Annotated in this window: 17 protein-coding genes; 11 read left to right on the top strand and 6 right to left on the bottom strand. The window is 62.2% G+C overall.

What is annotated here, in order from left to right; genetic code table 11:
• Positions 1-6 precede the first annotated feature (6 nt).
• Entirely contained in the window at positions 7-2289 is a 2283-nt protein-coding gene (locus VGG89_14620; protein HEY1977783.1) for a DNA translocase FtsK, read from the bottom strand.
• A 114-nt stretch (positions 2290-2403) separates the two neighbouring features.
• Between VGG89_14620 and VGG89_14615 the strand changes: the two genes are divergently transcribed.
• Both VGG89_14615 and VGG89_14610 read left to right on the top strand, forming a co-directional pair.
• A complete protein-coding gene (locus VGG89_14615; protein ID HEY1977782.1) occupies positions 2404-3480 on the top strand; it encodes an isocitrate/isopropylmalate family dehydrogenase in 1077 nt (358 codons plus the stop codon).
• 89 nt (positions 3481-3569) lie between these two features.
• Complete coding sequence (locus VGG89_14610; protein ID HEY1977781.1) at positions 3570-4421, top strand: PilZ domain-containing protein; 852 nt, start codon at positions 3570-3572, stop codon at positions 4419-4421.
• Positions 4422-4434: 13 nt separating this feature from the next.
• Here the strand turns inward: VGG89_14610 and VGG89_14605 are convergent, their stop codons facing one another.
• From VGG89_14605 to VGG89_14585, 5 genes are all read right to left on the bottom strand, one after another.
• Positions 4435-5226 carry a hypothetical protein gene (locus VGG89_14605; GenBank protein HEY1977780.1) on the bottom strand — a complete coding sequence of 264 codons (792 nt, stop codon included), beginning with the start codon at positions 5224-5226 and terminating at the stop codon, positions 4435-4437.
• 5 nt (positions 5227-5231) lie between these two features.
• Positions 5232-6068, bottom strand: a complete 837-nt coding sequence (locus tag VGG89_14600; GenBank protein ID HEY1977779.1) for a hypothetical protein — start codon at positions 6066-6068, stop codon at positions 5232-5234.
• Positions 6069-6095: 27 nt separating this feature from the next.
• The gene (locus tag VGG89_14595; protein ID HEY1977778.1) at positions 6096-6935 is read right to left on the bottom strand and encodes a DMT family transporter; all 840 of its coding nucleotides are present in this window, start codon (positions 6933-6935) and stop codon (positions 6096-6098) included.
• 12 nt (positions 6936-6947) lie between these two features.
• A complete protein-coding gene (locus tag VGG89_14590) occupies positions 6948-7724 on the bottom strand; it encodes a hypothetical protein (GenBank protein ID HEY1977777.1) in 777 nt (258 codons plus the stop codon).
• A 74-nt stretch (positions 7725-7798) separates the two neighbouring features.
• Complete coding sequence (locus VGG89_14585) at positions 7799-9499, bottom strand: ribonuclease J (GenBank protein HEY1977776.1); 1701 nt, start codon at positions 9497-9499, stop codon at positions 7799-7801.
• 53 nt (positions 9500-9552) lie between these two features.
• On the opposite strand from VGG89_14585, the gene VGG89_14580 reads away from it, so the two are divergent.
• The 9 genes from VGG89_14580 to dnaK all read left to right on the top strand — a co-directional run.
• Positions 9553-9840 carry a hypothetical protein gene (locus VGG89_14580; protein ID HEY1977775.1) on the top strand — a complete coding sequence of 96 codons (288 nt, stop codon included), beginning with the start codon at positions 9553-9555 and terminating at the stop codon, positions 9838-9840.
• 66 nt (positions 9841-9906) lie between these two features.
• Positions 9907-10659, top strand: coding sequence for a hypothetical protein (locus VGG89_14575; protein ID HEY1977774.1), 753 nt, complete (start codon positions 9907-9909; stop codon positions 10657-10659).
• Positions 10660-10662: 3 nt separating this feature from the next.
• Entirely contained in the window at positions 10663-12030 is a 1368-nt protein-coding gene (locus VGG89_14570; protein HEY1977773.1) for a TolC family protein, read from the top strand.
• Between the two features lie 2 nt (positions 12031-12032).
• Positions 12033-13340, top strand: a complete 1308-nt coding sequence (locus VGG89_14565) for an efflux RND transporter periplasmic adaptor subunit (GenBank protein HEY1977772.1) — start codon at positions 12033-12035, stop codon at positions 13338-13340.
• The gene (locus tag VGG89_14560) at positions 13337-14533 is read left to right on the top strand and encodes an ABC transporter permease (GenBank protein ID HEY1977771.1); all 1197 of its coding nucleotides are present in this window, start codon (positions 13337-13339) and stop codon (positions 14531-14533) included. The genes VGG89_14565 and VGG89_14560 overlap by 4 nt, the downstream gene beginning before the upstream one ends.
• A 79-nt stretch (positions 14534-14612) precedes the next feature.
• Positions 14613-15809 (top strand): ABC transporter permease, encoded by a 1197-nt coding sequence (locus VGG89_14555; GenBank protein ID HEY1977770.1) that lies wholly within the window; start codon positions 14613-14615, stop codon positions 15807-15809.
• Positions 15802-16512: an ABC transporter ATP-binding protein gene (locus tag VGG89_14550; GenBank protein HEY1977769.1), complete on the top strand. Its 711-nt coding sequence runs from the start codon at positions 15802-15804 to the stop codon at positions 16510-16512. The genes VGG89_14555 and VGG89_14550 overlap by 8 nt, the downstream gene beginning before the upstream one ends.
• Positions 16513-16599: 87 nt before the next feature.
• Positions 16600-17868, top strand: coding sequence for a trypsin-like peptidase domain-containing protein (locus VGG89_14545; GenBank protein ID HEY1977768.1), 1269 nt, complete (start codon positions 16600-16602; stop codon positions 17866-17868).
• Between the two features lie 255 nt (positions 17869-18123).
• The coding region (dnaK, locus tag VGG89_14540; protein ID HEY1977767.1) for a molecular chaperone DnaK at positions 18124-19440 on the top strand (1317 nt) is incomplete at its 3' end.

Here is a 19440-nt window from a genome sequence, read left to right as displayed (position 1 = left end):
GTAGCTTTAGCTTCCGCCGGCGGCGAAGAGGTTCTGCTGGCCGCCTTCTTCGCGTCCCATTCGCGATGCCATGATGTCGAGCTCGGCCAGGCCGATGAGAATCTTGCGCGGCTTCGTGCCCTCGTGGGCGCCGACGACTTTGAACTCCTCGAGCTGCTTCATGATCCGCACGGCGCGCGGGTGGCCGATCGAAAACTGCGATTGCAGCTGCGCGGTAGACGCATAGTTGGTTTCGATGATGAAGCGTGCGGCTTCGCAGCAAAGCGGATCGGCGTCCTTACGGGCGTCCTCGTCGGCGATCGGCGTCACCTCGACGTCGAGCAGATTGTCCGGACGTCCCTGGCGCGCCCAAAACTCGACCAGCCGGTTGACCTCGGAGGCGTTGATCAGCGCGCCCTGCGCGCGCACCGGTTTTGGCGCGTCGATCGGAAGGTAGAGCATGTCGCCGCGTCCGAGCAATCGTTCGGCGCCGTTCATGTCGAGGATGACGCGCGAATCGGCTTGCGAACTGACCGCAAACGCGATGCGCGATGGAATGTTGGCTTTGATCAAACCGGTGATGACGTCGACGGAAGGCCGTTGCGTGGCGACGATCAGGTGTATACCCGTCGCGCGCGCCAGCTGCGCGAGGCGCATGATCGTCGTCTCGACCTTTGCGGGCGCGACGAGCATAAGGTCGGCCAGCTCGTCGATGACGATAACGACGTACGGCAGTTTCTCGTCGGGGAATTTTGCGTTGTACTCTTCGATCTTGCGCACGCCCGCTTTGGCAAAGCGTTCGTACCGGCTGTCCATCTCTTTGGTCATTTCGAAGAGCGCGCCGGCGGCGAGCCGCGGATCGGTGATGACCTCTTTAATGAGGTGCGGAATGCCGTTGTAGATCGCAAGCTCCACGCGCTTGGGATCGATCATCAGCAGCTGAACTTGATCCGGCGTGGCGCTTACGAGCAGCGATGCGATAATGGTATTGAGGCAGACGGATTTGCCGGCACCGGTCGCGCCGGCGACCAGCAAATGCGGCATCTTCCCGAGATCGCCGAAAACGGGGCGCCCGGTAATGTCCTTTCCGAGCGCCATCCACAACGGCGGAACCTGGCCGCGGTTCGGCAGCGAGTCGAGGATCTCGCGAATGGCGACGATCGATATCGTTTGGTTGGGAACCTCGATACCGACCGCGGACTTGCCGGGAATCGGCGCCTCGATGCGTACGCTCGTTGCAGCGAGCGCGAGCGCTATGTCGTCTGCGAGTGAAGCGATGCGCGAAATCTTCACGCCCCGTTCGGGCTTGAGCTCGTAACGCGTGATCGACGGACCGCGCTCGATGTGCGAGACCTTTGCGCCGACGCCGAAGCTGGCCAGGGTGTCCTCGAGCACGTGCCCCCGATTGGACTCGTCGACCGCCTGCGCTTGCGGCGGATCGAAGATGGCCAGATCCGGAAGCCGGTAGGCGCGTACCGCGGTCACGGTGTCGGCGGATTCGTATTCGCCCGCAACGATCGCGGGCTCGGCTTCTTCCTCTTCCTCAACAACGTCTTCGACGGCGTCCTCGGCGTCGTGCGGCGGCGCGGGTGGGGCGACGAAATGCATCCACCCCTCGATCAGCGGCGGCTCGGAGCTGCGCGGCGGTTGGGGTTGTCGCGCCACAGCAAGCGGAGCGGGCTCGTCCGCCCGCGGCGCCTCGGCCTGTGGCGAGGGCTCCGGCTTAGGAATCGACGCAACGTCGAACGCCTCGCTCAACGACGCGTGGCCGGTGGGCACGTGAAGACTGAAGCGCGGCAGGCTCGGCAGTTTCGGCAGCTTCACGCCGCGTGACGCAACGATGACGCGGCCGATGAGCCGCTTGAGGCTCGCGTTGGTCAGCCACAGCGTCAGCGACAAGAACCCGATCGACAACGCGATCCAGGCCCCGACGGGGCCGATCAGCGCGTGCAGCGCCCACCAGATCTGCGCGCCGATAAACCCGCCGCGCGTCGATCCTCCCGCGCCCAGCGCGGCGTCGATCATAAGGAAGTACGCCAGCGCGGCGCTGCCAAAGCTCGCGATCAGGCGCGGAACGTTCACCTCGAGGAACACAATGGCGCCCATTGCCGCCAACAACACCGGGAAAAGCGCGGCACCGCCTCCAAAGAGGAGGCGCAACGTTGACGCGGTCCATCCGCCGAAGCTGCCGGCAAGGTGCGGAACGGCGAGCGAAACGCCGCAAAGGACGGCGAGTCCGATCGCGGTGATTCCTACGATTTCGAGGTTGAGCCGAGCTCTGGCAGTCGCCTTGGACCGCGCACGCGCCATGGAATAACACCGTTCGTCCTAAACGCGAGGAGTTCATCTTGAGCAAACACGACGTGAGCCATTGTCACGGACAGGATGTCCCCGCGCGCAGCGCGGCGCCCGGAGGGCGGTGAGATGAGCACACCGACCGTCGTCGTCCTGGAGGGAGACCAAACCGGGCAAGAGTTGCTGCTGGAAGCGCTGCGCGTCCTGGACCGCTCCGTCATCGACGTCGAGCTCGCGTTCGTCCGCTACGATTTGTCGCTGGAGAACCGGCGCGCGACGCAAAACCAGGTCGTCTTCGAAGCGGCCGACGCAATGAAGACTCACGGATTGGGACTCAAAGCCGCAACCATCACGCCTGAAGGCAAAGGCGACGTGGGTTCGCCCAACTTGCTGCTGCGCGAAGCGATCGACGGAAAAGTCATGATGCGAACCGGGCGCAAGCTGCCGCGCGTGCGCCCCGCGGCCGGCATTAACGCACCGATTTCGGTCGTGCGAATGGCGGTCGGCGACGCGTACGGCGCCAAGGAGTGGCGCGAAGGCGAGGGACTCGATGAAATTGCGTTTCGCACGGAGACGATTTCGCGCGCGGTGTGCCGCTACGTGAGCGAGTACGCATTCGTTCACGCAAAAAAGACGAAAGCCGTGGTGTTCGGCGGACCGAAGTATACGGTCAGCCCCGTGTACGAAGGCATGCTCAAAGAAGAAATGGATGCCGCGGCGGCCCGGCATCCCGACGTGCGATACGATCCGCAGCTCATCGATGCAACCTACGCGCTGCTGCTGTCAAACGTGGGCGACGACCCGCTCGTCATTCCCTCGCTCAATCGCGACGGCGATTGTCTATCGGATCTGGTGATGCAGCTATTCGGTTCGATCGCCGGCGCCGAATCGGTTTTACTATCGTTCGACGCCAACCTCAAACCGGCGGTCGTGATGGCCGAAGCTCCGCACGGAACCGCACCGCGACTGCAAGGCAAGAACGTCGCCAATCCGCTGGCGATGATTCTCGCCGCCGCCGCGCTGCTGTCGTACGTCGACGATCGCCGCGCCGCCAATGCGTCGCGCGCGATCTACGAATCGTCGCTCGAAGCGGTACACAGCGGCACGGCTACCGCCGATCTCGGCGGTCACTCCAGCACGACCGAGTTCACGGATGCCGTGATCGAGGGGGTGCGCCGAAAACTCGACGTCTGGTCGACGCTCTAAAAAACTGTAAAGTTTCGCACAAGTTGGGTCCTATGCACCACATCCACTGAGGACCGACGACCACCAAACTCAAATGAGCATCGTCGAGCATGGTGTGGTTATCGCGTTCTGCGCCCGAGCGTAGCAATCAGCGCCGGTCGTATCGGCAGTCTATTGAGCTGCCGATTGCGGTGAGCGTGCGCGGACTTCCCGCGCCGGTATACGGAACGCTCATCAATATCTCCGAAACCGGCTGCCGCTTGAGGTCGCTGATTCTTCTCGACCGCAACCGCATCATCGAGTTCGAGTTGAGCCGCCCGGGCTCGGACGGTCTGAAGCTGCGCGGTCGCGTGTTGTCGCGCGCTACTCCGCAAACCGACGCCGGCTACGAATACGGCGTCGCGTTCGAAGATGTCGAGGCAGGGCAACGCGACGTACTGGGACGCGAGATTGCCGAGATGCAGCGCCGCGCCGCGAGCGCTCGCGTCGCCGCGCGCGAGTCGGCCAAATACGTGGCCGAGGGCAACAAACAGCGCCGCACCAGCGTTCGTACGGTTTTCGCCGTCCCGGTGCGCTATCGCCCGGTCAATCGGCCCGCGGCGGTCGGCGAAGCCAGCGATATTTCGGCCGGTGGCTTACGCTTAATGTGTACCGATTCGTTAGCCATCGGCAGCGATCTCGAGATTCGATTCACGCTGCCGAGTAACGTGCTCAACGTCTATCCCGCCCCCGAGAGTCGCGTCGAGATCACGCCCTTCGGTCAACGCCGCGTTCACGCACCCGACAACCGACGTGCGTTCGAAGAGATGGCGATTCGCGGACGGATCCTTTCGCGGTACGAAGGGCAGCAAGGGCGCGAAATCTACGGCGTGACGTTTACCGACATCGACGGCTATCAACGCGAAGAGATTGCGCGCTTCACGCACGCAGTGCAGCTCGCGCGCATCCGCAGCAACGGTTGAACGGACTCGGCGTCTACTTACACCCGACCGCGGCATCGACGATCGTCTGCGATGCGGCGTTTTCCGACCGACCGATGAGAATTTGATCGACTCTCATCGCATCGGCCAGCTTTTCGTATGGGCTATATAAAGGCCGCGATGCCGACGCTTGAGCTATCCTGACTTGCGACGATGCGACCGGGTCGCTTGTCGAACCCGCACCTTTGACGATGTTCTTCTGCGACGTCAGCCGCGCTTGCAACGGCGAAAGCCCGTTGAGCGGGTCTGCCTGGCCCGTCGCACCTCCGTTGATAAATGAGACCGCTCCGGCATTGAACAGGCTTGCAAGATCCGACGTATCGGCAGTTCCGGCGAGAATATTTGCCGCCGTATGCTGACGATCGAGAACCGCGCTCAGTTGCGATTTGATCGCCGCCAGGTTCGCCTGCTCTTGCGTGCCCGAACCCGTTGCCAAATGCTTCGGATCGGAAAGAATCGTTTCGATCGTCGCGACGTTGTGGTCGATCGCCGAAGCTAACTGGCGCTGGCGGGAATCGAGTATGGCGGTCTGGCCCGAGGTGGGCGACCACTGCGCCGGTCCTTGTTGGTTGAACGACGAGGTTGGCTCGCCGCCATATTTCGCGTTGCGGTCGCCGGCCATCAATGCCGATCGCCCCAAGTCGATCAACTGGTCGTTTCGCATCAGACCGGCGAGCGCGGGTTTTACCGAGTTTGCCAATGCCGTACAGAAGGGTGACGAATGCACGGTTACGATGGTCTTGAGCGCCGGCTGCGGCGACGGCGCTCCAAGAACAACTAAGAGCAAGAGCGCTACTCGCAACCTTCTACCGCTTCGATAATCGCGTGCGCCGCGGTTTGTTCGGTTTGTCCGATCATCGCTTGATCGATCTTTAACGCGCTGGCGAGCTTCGCGTACGGACTGTCGAACGTGTTCGAGCCTGCGGCGCGGTTTATCGCTGCTTGCGATGCCGTGGTGGGATCGGTCGTTGGCGCGAAGCCCCTTATTCCTCCCCTTTGAGGCACGACGTTATTCTGCGACGTCAGGCGCGCGCCCAGTGCCGAAGTGCCGCTCTGATCCGCCGGCGTTATGGGCGCAACCACGTCCCTTTCGATGCCGGTGGCCGACGAGGAGTTATAGAGGCCCGCTAGGTCCGACGTGGCGGTGTTACCGGCAATAATGTTGGTTGCGCTGCGCTGCTCGTGCAGAATCAGGTCCAGTTGCGCCCTGATCTGCGCGAGCTTGGCCTTGTCGTCGCCGTCGGGCTTGGGCGCGTTTGGATTGGCCAGCACCGTTTGGACCATCTCCATGTTTTGCGTGATTGCCGCGGTCAGCTGGCGCTGCCGGGCGTCGAGCAGCATGACGTCGCCCTCCGAGGCGGTCCACTGCGCCGCGCCTTGCTGATTGAACGACGAGACCGGCGCGCCGCCGAATTTCACATCGCGGTCGCCGGCAACCAGGGTCGATCGTCCCAGGTCGATCAGTTGGTCGTTGCGCATCAAACCGACGAGGGCCGGCCGGATCGCCAGGACCAAGTACGTGCAGAACTGTGACGAATGCACGGTGACGATCGTCTTGGGCGGCGAGGGCTGCGGCGCGGGCGGAGATACCATAGCGGTGAGCAAGAAGCTGATCCATGCTAGCAGCATACGAGTTCCTCCGTCCCCAGATTACCACTACGCCGCGATGAGCGCCACGCCGATCAGCGCCAAACCCACGCCGAACTTCTGGACGAGCTGCAAGCGTTCGCGCAGGACGAAACGGGCGAGAAAAACGGTGCTGGCCGGGTAGAGCGAGGTCAGCACCGATGCAACGGCCAGCTGGCCGGTTTGCGCGGCCACGACGTAGAGCGCGTTCGCGGTCATGTCGATCGCGCCGGAGGCCACGACCGTTCCAAGCGTCGCGCGCGGCAGCCGCATCGGCGTTCGGCCGGCAAGCGCCAACAGCAGCAGACACACGACCGATCCGATGCGGGCGGCGAGCAAACCGCCGAAGCCGTGGCCGCGCTGACCCAGACCCAGCGCCAAGAAAAAGAGACCGATTGCGACGCCCGACGCAATTGCCTCTTTGACGCCTTCGGTCGCGATCTCGCGCTCTCCACTTTCTTCTTTCGACATCGAGATCAGCACGACGGCGACGAGTGCGACGAAGATGCCGAGCAGTTGGAACCACGTCAACGCGTCACCGCGGACGACTCCGGCGATGACGGGAAACGCCGCGGCAATGACGGCCGTGATCGGCGAAACCACACCCATCTTTCCGATCGAAAGCGCGTGGTAGAGCAGCGCGATACCTATTGCGCCGAAGACGCCGCCGGCCGCGCTCCAGAGCAGCTCGGAATGCAGTGGATGACCGCCGTAAAACGGCACGACGCCGAGCAGGCAGATCAGCCCGACCGACTGCGCGATAAGCGTGACGGCAAGCATCGGCGCGCGTTTTGACGCGAAACCTCCGAGGAAATCGGCCGACCCGTAGAACGCCGCGGCCGCGATTCCACAGCTAACCGCGACGAGAATCGGCTATCCTTCCTATTGGCATCCTCCCGAGGCTTCGACGATGCTCTTCGAGGCGACGCTTTCTGCATCGGAGATCGACGCCTCGTCGCTCACTAGCGCCCGCGTGAAGGGCTCGTATGGATCGTAGAACGGCCGCTGGGATATCGTCGCGGCTTGCCAGACGTTGTAGATCGCGTCGCCTTCCCCGCCGTGACCGGCTTTCATCGCCTCCAAGGGGCTCACTCCGTTGGTCGCGTCGGCACCGCCCCACGACGGGTCGCGATTGTACAGCGTCACGAGTTCCGAGTTTTCGACCTGTCCGGAGATGAGGTCGACGGCCGTGCGCTGCTTGGCGGCAATCGCGTTGAGTTGCGAGTCGATCGCCGAGAGCTTGGCCGTTTCATCGCTTGCCGTAATACCGGCAAAGCGCTTCTTGTCGGCGAGCATCGCTTCGATGGTCTCGACGCCGTCCTCGAGATTCTTGGCGAGCCGGCGCTGCCGGATCTCGACGATCGTGGCGTCGCCCTGCGATTGCGACGTAGCAGGCGGCCCTATGACTTCGGCAACGGAGGGACTGTCGATAGCGCCGTGCGTCGCCCGGTACCCCGCGTCCGCAAACGCAGTACGCCCTCGTTCGATCAATCTATCGTTGAGAATGAGGCCGGCAAGTACCGGACGTACCGCTTTCCCCAACGCCGTACAGAACTGCGACGAGTGCACCGTGACGATCGTCTTTAACGTCGTCGGCTGTGGCGACGGTGACGCCACGGCGGTCGCTACCAGAAAAGCTGCAACGGAAAGCGGCTGCATGATCGCAAGCACCCCTCACTCGAGTATAGCAGGGAACGCAACGCTGGACCGAGCGCGGCCGTGACCGGCCAAGCTTAGACCTCCATGACGACGGGAATCACCACGGGGCGGCGCTTGGTGCGATTGTGAATGGCGCGCGCGAGGCCGTTACGGATGTGCTCCTTGACCGTATTGACGTCGCGCATGCCTTCGACCGAAACCTCGCCGATGCTGGCGAGCAGCTCCGCGCGCAACTCGTCGAGCACGCCGTCGGATTCGGGCAGGTAGAAAACACCCTTCGAGATCAAGTCGGGCCCGGCGATCACGCGGGCTTCCTCGGCGTCGATGGCGACGACCACCATCATGATACCGTCGTTGGAGAGCGCCTTGCGGTCGCGAAGCACCGCTTCGCCGACGTTCCCTACGCCGGAACGGTCGACGAAGACGTGACCGCCGTACGTTTTGCCGATCTTGTCGCCGTATTCGTGCGTAAACTGGAGCACGTCGCCGTTCTCCAACACGAAGACGTTTCCGGACTCGACGCCGGTCTGTACGGCAAGGCGTCCGTGCTGCATCAACATCCGGTATTCGCCGTGAACCGGTACGAAGAACTCGGGCCGAACCAGGTTGAGCATCAGCAGCAGCTCTTCTTGTGAGCCGTGGCCCGAGACGTGCGAACGTCCGTCGGTGCCGTGAATGACGGTCGCACCGAGCTTGCAGAGGTTGTTGATCGTTTTATAAACGCTCTTTTCGTTACCGGGAATCGGCGTCGCGCTAATGACCACCGTGTCGCCCGGAACGATCCGAAACTTCTTGTGATCGCGTACCGACATGCGCGCGAGTCCGCTCATCGGCTCGCCTTGCGAGCCGGTGGTCATCACGACGACGCGTTCGGGCGGATGATTGTCGATCTCTTCGATCTTTACGATCGTCTCGGACGGAATGCGCAGATATTTGAGTTCGCTGGAAAAGTGCACGACGTTTTGCATCGAGCGCCCGAGAAACGCCACCTTGCGGTTGAAGCGCACGGCGTGATCGATGACTTGCTGAATCCGCGGCACGTTCGACGCAAACGACGCGACGACGATGCGCCCCTTGGCGTGCGAGAAGATCCCGGTGAACGCCTCGCCGACCATGCGCTCCGACAGCGTGTGACCCGGTCGTTCGGCGTTGGTGGAGTCGGAGAGCATGCACAGCACGCCCTCGTCGCCGATGCGGGCGATCCGCGCGAAGTCGGCCGGTTTGCCGTCGATCGGCGTTTGATCGAACTTGAAGTCGCCGGTGTGAAAAATCGTACCGACGGGCGTGCGAATCGCCAGCGCGCAGGCTCCGGCCACCGAATGGTTGATGTGCACGAACTCGGCTTCGATCGAACCGTACGTTACGCGGTCTCCGGGCTCGACCTGGACGAACTCGACCTCGCCCAGCTTCTGCTCGCCGCGCGACTTGGCTTTGATCAACGCGATCGAGAGCGACGTTCCGACGATCGGCGTCGACGGAAACTCGCGAATGAAGTAGGGTAATCCGCCGATGTGATCTTCGTGGCCGTGCGTCACGAGGACGGCGCGAAGTTTGTGCGCGCGCTCGCGGACGTAGGTGAAATCGTTGATCACGATGTCGACGCCGTACATCTCGTCGTCGGGGAACATCAGGCCGCAATCGACGACCACGAGATCTTCCGCCGTCTCGATGACGGTCATGTTGCGGCCGATCTCGCCGCAGCCCCCGAGCGGGACGACTCGCGCGTACGGCTCGGAAGGCGGCGCAGGGACGATCAGAGCGTCGGAATTGGTCAAGGGCTCTTGTTCTTTTGGCGTTGTGCGTGAAATGAGGTCCCCGGAGGACCTCGATGACCTACACTCTTCCTTTGGCCGCTGCCATCGCCTTCAGCGCGGCGGCCGCCAAGCCGAAGACCCGCACGACTCCGGCGCCGGCGCTGCGATCCGAGCGCGTCGACCAGCTGTTGTCGAAACGGGCGCTGCGCCGGGCCAAGCTCTTGATCCAACTGCGTCTTTACGAACTACGCGACGAGCGGTTGGAATGCGTCAGAATGGCGATCCTGCGCCGCCTCCCATGGGATTTGCGACCGCAGGAGCCGCTGCGCGGGTGCCTGGAGGCGCAAGCCTCGCCGGAGTGAAACAATCGGGCGCGCGACGGGCTAGTACTACCCGGCAGCGCTTGTTGAGAATAGCGAGGACTCTGTATGGCCGTCGATTCGTCCCAAGAGACGAAAGCCAGCGGGCTTAACACGCTCGTCGATACGATCATTTCCCCCAAAGAGGCCTTCGAGGCGCTCGCCGTCTCGCCGACGTGGGGATGGGCGTGTCTGGTCGCAATCGTGCTCCTCCTCGGCGGTTACGCATTGCAACGACCGGCACAGCTCCATGCCGCCGTTGGAACGCTTCAACACATGATGGCCACCAACTCGCTGTTCGCCAGCATGAGCGACGAGCAGAAACAGCGTGCCATTGAGAGCGCGTCGCACCCAAGTGCCCTACAGACTGCGTTCGGCGTCTTTGGTGTGATCGTCAGCTTATTCTTTGCCGCCTTGATCAACAGTGTGGTGCTGCTGATCGCAAATATAGCCGGGCGCGGGCGTGCCGATTTCGGTCGCTTGTGGGCGGCGTCGATGAACATCGCCATACCGACGTTCGGCCTAAACTACGTGGTGCTGGGCGTCATCTGCCTAGCCGTTGGCGCGGATCACTTTCAAAACACCGGCGATCTGCTTCGATCGGTTCCGGGGCTCGCGACGCTTCTTCCCGGAACGCGGGGCGCACTCGCCGGCTTCTTGATGGGCATAAACGTCTTCACGCTATGGGGTTTCGGCCTCAACGTCGCGATGATGCGCATTATGGCACGGGTAAGCGGCGCCGTCGCATGGATCTTTCCACTGTTGATACTGCTCGGCGGCGCCTGCATTTTTGCCGGCACGTCACGCTTCTACGGCGGCTAAAGAGTGTTCGCACTGCCCCTCGCACCGGTACTGGCCGTATCGATGACGCTCCCCGACGCCGTCGCGTACGCGATCGGGCATAGCTCCACGGTCGCGACGCAGCGCGCGGCGCTGACTTCGGCTCAGCACGCCCTGGCACTGCAACGCGGCGTGGCGTGGCCGACGGTCAACGGAACCCTTCAAAGCTTCTTGGCCAAGAGTGCGAACTTTCAAGGTACGTTCGCAGCCATTGGTGCGGCGCAGCAAAACGTCGTTAGTCAAAATACCGCGTCAGTGGGCTTCAACAATTGGAACGTAACGACCGGCGGGTTCTCGTTCCTCGCGCTGGCGGCCGCCCGCGCACAGACCGAGCAAGCGCAGAACACGCTAGCCAATGACGAAGACCAAGTAGCATCGACGGTTACCAACGCCTTCTACGGCATCGTTCAGAAGCAAGCTATCGTAAACGTCGATGCGATTACGCTCAACGCGCAGAACGTTCTGGTCGAGGTGGCCGTTGCCAAAGAAAAGGCCGGAGTGGCGGCCGGGGTCGACGTACTCCAAGCCAAAACGTCGGCGGCGAAGAGCGAGTCGTCACTGGTCGGCGATAAAGCGGCGGTCGAAGACGCGAGCGAAGCGCTCGCGCAGCAAATAGGCGCGCCGCTGAGCACGCGGTTCAATGTGGGTAACGAAGTGCCGCAACCGCCGATTCCCAAGGGAAGCGTCGATAGTCTGGTAGCGATCGCCGACGCAAATCGGCCCGACGTCTCCGCGGCGCGCGAAGGCGTGCTCGCGGCCCGCTACACGCGGCGCGGCTGGAACGTCGAGCTCTATCCGCAGATCTCGCTTTCCGCGAACATGGGCAACCAGTTTTCCCCGACGAGCGCCGCGGCGTCGCAGCTTTCCGAGGAGCAGCTCTGCCGGTTCTACGGTATCGCGCCGTGTCCGAGCGTTCCCCGAGGATCTCCGGGTTTCTGGTCGCTCCAAGCGGTTACGACGCTCACCTTGCCGCTCGTGGATTACAACGCGCGGCACAGCGAGCGCGTTAACGACGACGCGCAGCTGGTGTCGGCGGAAACAACGTTCACGCAGACGCGGCTGCAGGCCGAGTTGGACGTGCGTCAGAGCTACCGCGCCGCGCAAACCGCGCAGTCGCAACTCATGTGGGCCAAGCAAGAGTCGGACTACGGAACCGAATCGGCACGCATCGCGCAGCTTCAATACAAAGCCGGGGTCAAGACCATTTACGACGTCCTCCAAGCTCAACTCGCCGCTCAACAAGCCCTCGACGATTACGTCAACGCGCGCGTGAACTATGTCGACGCCATCGTCAAGCTTCGCGTATCGCTGGGTACCTACGACGCCCGCTCCGCCGTCATGGATTTGCAATAAAAATGAAGAAACGAACGCGTAACGTCATCGTGATCGTCGGAGGACTCGTCGTCCTCACCCTCATCGCGGTGATCGCCGGACGCCGCAGTAGCGGCGACGCCCTCGAAGTCCGCGTACAGAAGCTCTCCTACGCGCCGTTTACGATCAAGCTGCCGGAGAACGGCATCGTCATGCACGAACGCGCGGCTACGATTCCGGTCTTGGTTGCGGGCAACATCGGGCGAATGCTCGTAAGTGCCGGCAGCCAGGTGAGCGAAGGGCAACTGCTCGCCACTGTCTACAACCCGTCGATCGATTACGCTGCGGCAGGATCGTCGGCCGACCAAGCGTCGGCGACCGCCAACGTCACCGCGGCGCAAGTTCAGGAGCAGAACGCCAAGGTCGGCTACCAGGCTCAAGTCGACACGAACAAGTCGGCGCTCGACGAAGCCAAACGCGTTTACGATTCCGACGTCACGCTTTTTGCCAACAGGGCGATTCCGCGAAATCAGCTCGACGCCGACAGGGCAAAGCTCGAACAGGCGCAAGTCGCCTACGATCAATCCGTCGCGCAATTGAAGCTTGGAGCGGTGTCGGGATTCAACGGCGGAACGACGCAAGCGATGATAGCCGCCGAACAAAAAGCCCGCATTCTCAATGCTCAAAACCAGCAGCAAGCGGGATTCCTGGAAGTCCGCGCGCCGTTCGACGGCGTGATTCAAAGCGTCACCGCGCAAACCAACGATGCGCTGCGGCCGCTGCAGCCGGGCGATCAAGTCACTGCCGGACAGCCCTTGTTCACCATTGCCGGAGGGCACGGGTACATCGTCCGTGCCGAGGTCGACGAGCAAGACATTATCAACGTAAAGCTCGGAATGCCGGCGCACATTACGGGCCAAGATTTTCCGGGACGGACGATTAACGGACACGTCGCCGACATCGCACCGATCGCAACGAAATCGACCGATGCGTCGAGCACGGCCAAACAAGTGCTCACGACGATCGTACTGGATTCGAATCCGCCGTATCTTCGCGACGGAATGAGTGCCGACGTCGACATTCTCACGACCGACATCCCGCACTCGATCGTGGTTCCCAACGACGCCGTCTTCAAGGAAAAGAACAAGTCTTACGTTTGGGTGATCGTCAACGGCATGGCCGAAAAACGCCCGATCGTCGTTGGAAAGGTCGGCGACACCACGACGTTAGTGAAGTCCGGCCTTGCGCCGGGTAACGTGATCGTCGCGCAGCACAACGAGTTACTCAAACAAGGCGCGAAGGTGAAACCGGCGCCGTCCGCGTCGTCTCTTCCTTCGCCTAGCGGAACGTGACGGTTCTCTTCGCCTATGTCGAAGAGGCGGCCGCCGCGCTCTGGCGCAACCGCGTCCGCTCGGCGTTGACCATGCTCGGCATGATCATCGGAAGCGCGTCGATCATCGCAGTCTTCGGTATCAGCCGCGCGGCGACGAGCGGCATCACGGGGACTTTCGCCTCGTTTGGCGTTCTGCCGGTTTGGGTCAGCGTCGACGAGTCGCAGGACGACCCGACGGCCGCTCAGATTCAATATCGCGACGTCGCAGCCGTGCGGGAGGCGCTCGGCGATAGCGCCATCGACGTTGGGCCCGTATGGTCACGCAGCTATACCGTTGCGGCCGGCAATACGCACGACTACGAACAAGTTACGTCGTGGGACGGGTATAACGACAATTCGCTAGCGATGGCGGAAGGTCGCCAGATCGATCGCGACGACGTCGATCGTGCCGCGCAAGTCTGCGTGCTCACCGCAGATCTGGCACGCAAGTACCTTGGGGGAGGTCCGGCCGTCGGACGTTATCTGCGAGTCGGCGGGAACCGCTGCGAGGTCATCGGCGTATACGCCGACATCAAAGGCTCGTTCATGAGTGCGGTTTTCAGCAACAGCTCTGTGTACTTGCCCGCCACAACGTTCTACCGCAGCCTCAGTCCCGGCAGCGTCGATGACGTTCAGGTGTTTCCGGCCGATCAGAGCCGGGCCGACGAGATCGGAAACGAAACGATCGCGGCCTTACAGCGCATTCATGGATCCAAATCGCAGTACCAAGTTCAGAACGGCGCCGGATTCGTCGCCGCGTTCAGCAGCGTGCTCAGCGTCATCGCGACGGGCCTTTCCGCTATCGGCGGCGTCGCGCTGCTCGTAGCGGGAATCGGGATCATGAACATCATGCTGGTTTCGGTCGCCGAGCGGACGCGTGAGATCGGCATTCGCAAAGCGATCGGTGCCAGCCGCGGCAACATTATCCTGCAGTTCATGCTCGAGGCCGTTGTCCTTTCGATCATAGGCGGCGGAATCGGAATGGGCATCGGCATCGCGGCGACCATCGGAACTGCGTTCCTGCTGAGTAAGCAGCTCGGCGAACTGATCATTCCCTACGTCTTGATCGTGAGCATCGCGCTGTCGTTTTCAATTGCAATCGGAATGATCTTTGGGACGTATCCTGCGATTCGCGCGGCGAGTTTGGATCCCATCGAGGCGCTCCGCTCGTGAGCGAGCTGGAGGCGAGCCATTGTGACCCCACAGGATGTGGGCACGGGCCGAAGGCACGTGTGACGCGGAGCGGCGTCAGATGATTTACCTTCAAGAAGCGTTCGCGGTGCTGTTCGCAAACAAGGTCCGATCTCTGCTCACCATCACGGGCTTGATCATCGGCGTCGGCGCCGTGATCGCCATCCAAGTGCTGGGAGCCAGCATGGCCGGTTCGATTGACGGTCTCATAGGCAACATGTCCGATAACTCATTTATCATCTTTCCTTCACAGACGCAACGCAACGTCAACGAAGCGGTGATAAAGCTCAGCGACCTTCAACAAGTCGTCGACAACGTGCCGTCGATAATCGACGGCGTCCCGATCGGCGGCTCGCAAGATCTGGTGCGCAACGGACACGTCGAAGGGCGCTATCGCATTTCGCCTGAAAGCGCCAACCCGTTCAATAATCTGCCGCTGCTTTACGGACGCAAAATCGATGCCGACGACGTGACCGGTGCCACCAACGTCGCGGTCATCTCGAACGACGTGTACCTGCGATTATTCCCGAGCGGCGGCGATCCGACCGGCCAAAGCATCTACGCGGGCCCAAACCGCTTTCTCATCGTGGGGGTGTTGACGCCGCCGAAGCGAGGTTTTCTCAACGCGAGTTTCGGGGGCGGCATCGCCATCCCGTGGACGACGTACGTCCACCGCTACCTGCGCGGCGACCAGATCTTTGCCGCCCGCTTCGTGGCGTCGGACGCGTCGAAGATCGGCAGTTCCGAGGTCGCCGTCATCAACGAGCTGCGCCAACTGCGCGGCAAGCCCGATCTGCAGTACCAAACTTTCGACAAATCGCAGTTCTCGCAGGGCGTCGCCGGCGTTTTCAACGCGATCACGTTCGTCGTGGCGGTCATCGGGGCCGTCTCGCTATTGGTCGCCGGCATCGGGATCATGAACATCATGCTCGTCTCGGTTGCCGAGCGCACTCGGGAAATCGGCGTGCGCAAGGCGATCGGTGCGCGACGGTCACAAGTGCTCGCGCAGTTTTTCATCGAGGCACTCACGCTGTGCGGGGTTGGATGCGCGATCGGTTGGGCGATCGGCGTCGGCATCGGCGCGCTGGTCAATAACGTTGCGATCATTAAGGTGACGGGAAGCGTCGTACCCGTTCCATGGCTGCAAACGATCGCCACCACGGTCGCCTTCGCCGTCGTAGTAACGCTGGCGTTCGGTACCTATCCCGCATTTAGAGCGGCCAGTCTAGATCCTATTGAGGCGTTACGGTATGAGTAATAACGGCATCAGCGCGATCGATCTGCGCGACATTCGCAAGACGTATGAAAACGGGCCGCTGAAAGTGCCCGTGCTGCACGGCATCAGTTTTACGGTGCAGCCGGGAGAGTACGTCGCGATCATGGGGCCTTCGGGATCCGGCAAGTCGACGTTGATGAACTTAATCGGTTGTCTCGATCGTCCCACGTCGGGAACCTACGTGCTCGACGGCGTCGACGTATCGAAGCTCGACGACAACGCGCTGGCGGAGATTCGCCTACGCAAGCTGGGCTTCGTGTTCCAAGGATTCAACTTGCTCGCGCGCACCGACGCGCTCAACAACGTCGCGCTTCCGCTCTTTTACGCCGGGATCAACGGACGCAAACGGCGCGAGCTGGCGCAACGGACACTCGACGCGGTGGGTCTGGCCGACCGCGGACATCACCAGCCGACGCAGCTTTCGGGCGGCCAACAGCAGCGCGTGGCCATCGCCCGTGCCCTCATCAACGACCCCGCGGTACTCCTGGCGGACGAACCAACCGGGAACCTCGACTCAAAAACCAGCGCAGAGATCATGGCGCTCTTCGCCAAGCTTCACGGCTCCGGCCGTACGATCGTTATGGTCACGCACGACGAGCGCGTCGCCGCCCACGCCGGCCGGACGATCCGTCTTCTCGACGGCTTGGTCGTGGCCGACACGACCGTGCCCGCTTGCTCTGCCTAGCCGAAGGCCGCACCCCGCTGTGACTTTTTTTCGTTACGCGAGTAGATAGAGCCAAGACACTCCCCCATAGGGTACGATTGAGAAGCAATGTTAAGGAATAGAACACTGCCCACGCTGATCGTGGGCCTCATCGGCGCAGTCGTCGGCAGCTTTGCCATGATGATCTACGCCGGCTCGCACTTCGGCGGCGTTGCCGGACCGGGCCAAACGCCTCCAGCCTTCGCGTCGGCGCCGTTGACCGGAGTCAGCGATCAAGACCGCATCGTCAGTGCGGTCAAACGCACGAAGAGCTCGGTCGTGGCAATCACCGAACAGATCAACGGTCAGCAATACATTCCGGCAGATCCGTTCTTCCAGCAGTTTTTCGGGCAGCAAGGCCCCGGCTTCAGTCAGCCGTATAAAGCCGAAGCTTCCGGCTCGGGATTCGTCCTCGACGATCAGGGCGACATCGTCACGAACGCGCACGTCGTTCAGCCGCCCGAGCAGCCCAACTCGAGGATAACCAACCTCACTGTCGTGTTTGCGAACGGCGATAAAGTACCGGCGCACGTCGTAGCCGCCAACGTCGGTGCCGACGTCGCGATCATCAAGGTCGACAACTATAAGAAACTGCCGCCGCCGCTGCAGTTGGCCGATTCGGACCGGCTCGAGGCGGGTCAGTGGGCGATCGCCATCGGCGAGCCGCTGCAGCTCCAGCAAACCGTTACGGTGGGCGTGGTCTCGGCGTTCGATCGTACCGAGCCGATTCCGACCGAGAACGGCAGCGAGATCAACTTCAAAGGGCTGCTCCAGACCTCGGCGCCGATCAACCCGGGTAACTCCGGCGGACCTCTGCTCGACATCGACGGCCGCGTCATCGGCTTGAACCAATCGACGGTGAAGTCCGCATACGCGCAGGGAATCGGCTTCGCTATCCCTTCGAATACCGTCAGGCGCGTGGTCGCCGACCTTATGAAGCACCCAGGCGTCCATCAGGGCACCGACGAGGGCTTCTTGGGCATCCTCATGCAGCAGTTGACGCCCGGCTTCAAAAATCAGACCGGCTATCAGGGCGACAGCGGCATCGGGATCCGCGAGGTGGTCTCGGGATCGCCCGCGGACCAGTCGGGCGTTTCGCCCGGCGACGTCATCACGCAGGTCGACGGAAAGACCTACAGCGATCTCAAGTCGCTCCAGGACTACATCAAGAGCAAGAAACCGGGCGACTCGGTCCGTCTGAGCATCTGGTCGCAGGGCATGAAAAAGATGGTCGCGGTCAAGCTCGGCGAGATGCCGGCCGCCCAGCCGATGAGTCAGGAGCAGCAACAGCAACCCGAGCAGCCCGAACAGCAACCGGAGCAGCCCGAGCAACCGTAGTCCAATCCTGGGGGCCCGGCGCGACAAAGTCGCGTGGGGAAGGCCACTCCTGCAACCCCGGCACCTCAGCCGGGGTTGTGTAATTTTGGAAACACTAGACCGTGCCATCGTGTATGATGGTGCGGGTACATTTCAAAATCTATCCGGCCGCCCGTAAGCGGCAAGGCACCGCCGAGGAGGGAGTGCGACCTCGCGCACGACCGACCCGGCTAAGCTGGTCCAGAGCGCCGGAAATCCTAACGAGGTATCGTTTTCATGGCTAAAGTGGTCGGTATCGACCTCGGCACGACCAACTCGGTCGTCGCCGTGATGGAGGGCCCGCAGCCCGTCGTCATTCCGAACTCCGAAGGATCGCGCACGACTCCTTCGGTGGTCGCATTTACTAAAACCGGCGAGCGTCTCGTCGGACAACTCGCGAAGCGTCAAGCAATCACCAATCCCGATCGCACGATCGCTTCGATCAAGCGTCATATGGGCGAAGGCGATTATAGCGTCAAGATCGACGGCAAGGATTACACGCCGCAAGAGATCTCCGCGATGATTCTCCAGAAACTCGTCAACGACGCGAGTAACTATTTGGGCGAGCGCGTGACCAAAGCGGTCATCACGGTTCCCGCCTATTTCAACGATTCGCAGCGTCAAGCGACCAAAGACGCCGGCAAGATCGCCGGTCTCGACGTGCTGCGCATCATCAACGAGCCGACGGCGGCCGCCCTGGCGTACGGTCTCGAAAAGAAGGGCAACGAGACGATCCTGGTGTGGGATCTCGGCGGCGGTACGTTCGACGTCTCGATCCTGGAAGTCGGCGACGGCGTCTTCGAGGTGAAGGCGACCAACGGCGACACGCATCTCGGCGGCGACGACTACGACCAACGCGCTGTGGAATGGCTCGTCGACCAATTCCGTCGCGACCAAGGCATCGACCTCAGCAAAGACAAGCAGGCGATGCAGCGTTTGACGGAAGCGGCCGAAAAAGCCAAGATCGAGCTCTCGTCGGTCGTGCAGACGAGCATCAACCTGCCGTTCATCACGGCCGATCAAGAAGGTCCCAAGCATCTCGACTACACGCTGACGCGTGCGAAGTTCGAAGAGCTCACCGCCGACCTCACCGATCGATGCATCGGACCGTTCAAGAGCGCGATCGCCGATGCGAAGCTCGACATCTCGAAGATCGACGAAGTGATCATGGTCGGCGGCGCGACGCGCATGCCGGTCATTCAGGAACTCGTCCGCAAGCTTACCGGCAAGGAACCGAACCTCACCGTCAATCCCGACGAAGTCGTGGCGATCGGTGCGGCGATTCAAGCCGGCGTCCTAGCTGGCGAAGTCCGCGATGTCGTTCTGCTCGACGTGACGCCCCTGTCGCTGGGCCTGGAGACCAAGGGGGGCGTGTTCACCGTGCTCGCCGAGCGCAACACGACCATCCCCACCGAGAAGAAAGAGGTCTTCACCACCGCCGAGGACAACCAAACCGCCGTGACGATCAAGGTCTACCAGGGCGAGCGCCCGATGGCCGCCGACAACCGCCTGCTCGGCGAGTTCAACCTGGAGGGCATCCCGCCGGCCCCCGCG

The organism is Candidatus Baltobacteraceae bacterium (assembly GCA_036488875.1).
Taxonomy (GTDB): Bacteria; Vulcanimicrobiota; Vulcanimicrobiia; order Vulcanimicrobiales; family Vulcanimicrobiaceae; genus JAFAHZ01.
The sequence above is the reverse complement of the archived record's forward strand: the minus strand, read 5'-3'. Positions and strand labels throughout refer to the sequence as shown.

Excerpts from the sequence above, each read along its gene's own strand:
- VGG89_14620 (HEY1977783.1), bottom strand. The coding sequence starts at position 2,289 with ATGGCGCGTGCGCGGTCCAAGGCGACTGCCAGAGCTCGGCTCAACCTC.
- VGG89_14615 (HEY1977782.1), top strand. The coding sequence starts at position 2,404 with ATGAGCACACCGACCGTCGTCGTCCTGGAGGGAGACCAAACCGGGCAA.
- VGG89_14610 (HEY1977781.1), top strand. The coding sequence starts at position 3,570 with ATGGTGTGGTTATCGCGTTCTGCGCCCGAGCGTAGCAATCAGCGCCGG.
- VGG89_14600 (HEY1977779.1), bottom strand. The coding sequence starts at position 6,068 with ATGCTGCTAGCATGGATCAGCTTCTTGCTCACCGCTATGGTATCTCCG.
- VGG89_14590 (HEY1977777.1), bottom strand. The coding sequence starts at position 7,724 with ATGCAGCCGCTTTCCGTTGCAGCTTTTCTGGTAGCGACCGCCGTGGCG.
- VGG89_14580 (HEY1977775.1), top strand. The coding sequence starts at position 9,553 with ATGACCTACACTCTTCCTTTGGCCGCTGCCATCGCCTTCAGCGCGGCG.
- VGG89_14575 (HEY1977774.1), top strand. The coding sequence starts at position 9,907 with ATGGCCGTCGATTCGTCCCAAGAGACGAAAGCCAGCGGGCTTAACACG.
- VGG89_14565 (HEY1977772.1), top strand. The coding sequence starts at position 12,033 with ATGAAGAAACGAACGCGTAACGTCATCGTGATCGTCGGAGGACTCGTC.
- VGG89_14555 (HEY1977770.1), top strand. The coding sequence starts at position 14,613 with ATGATTTACCTTCAAGAAGCGTTCGCGGTGCTGTTCGCAAACAAGGTC.
- VGG89_14550 (HEY1977769.1), top strand. The coding sequence starts at position 15,802 with ATGAGTAATAACGGCATCAGCGCGATCGATCTGCGCGACATTCGCAAG.
- VGG89_14545 (HEY1977768.1), top strand. The coding sequence starts at position 16,600 with ATGTTAAGGAATAGAACACTGCCCACGCTGATCGTGGGCCTCATCGGC.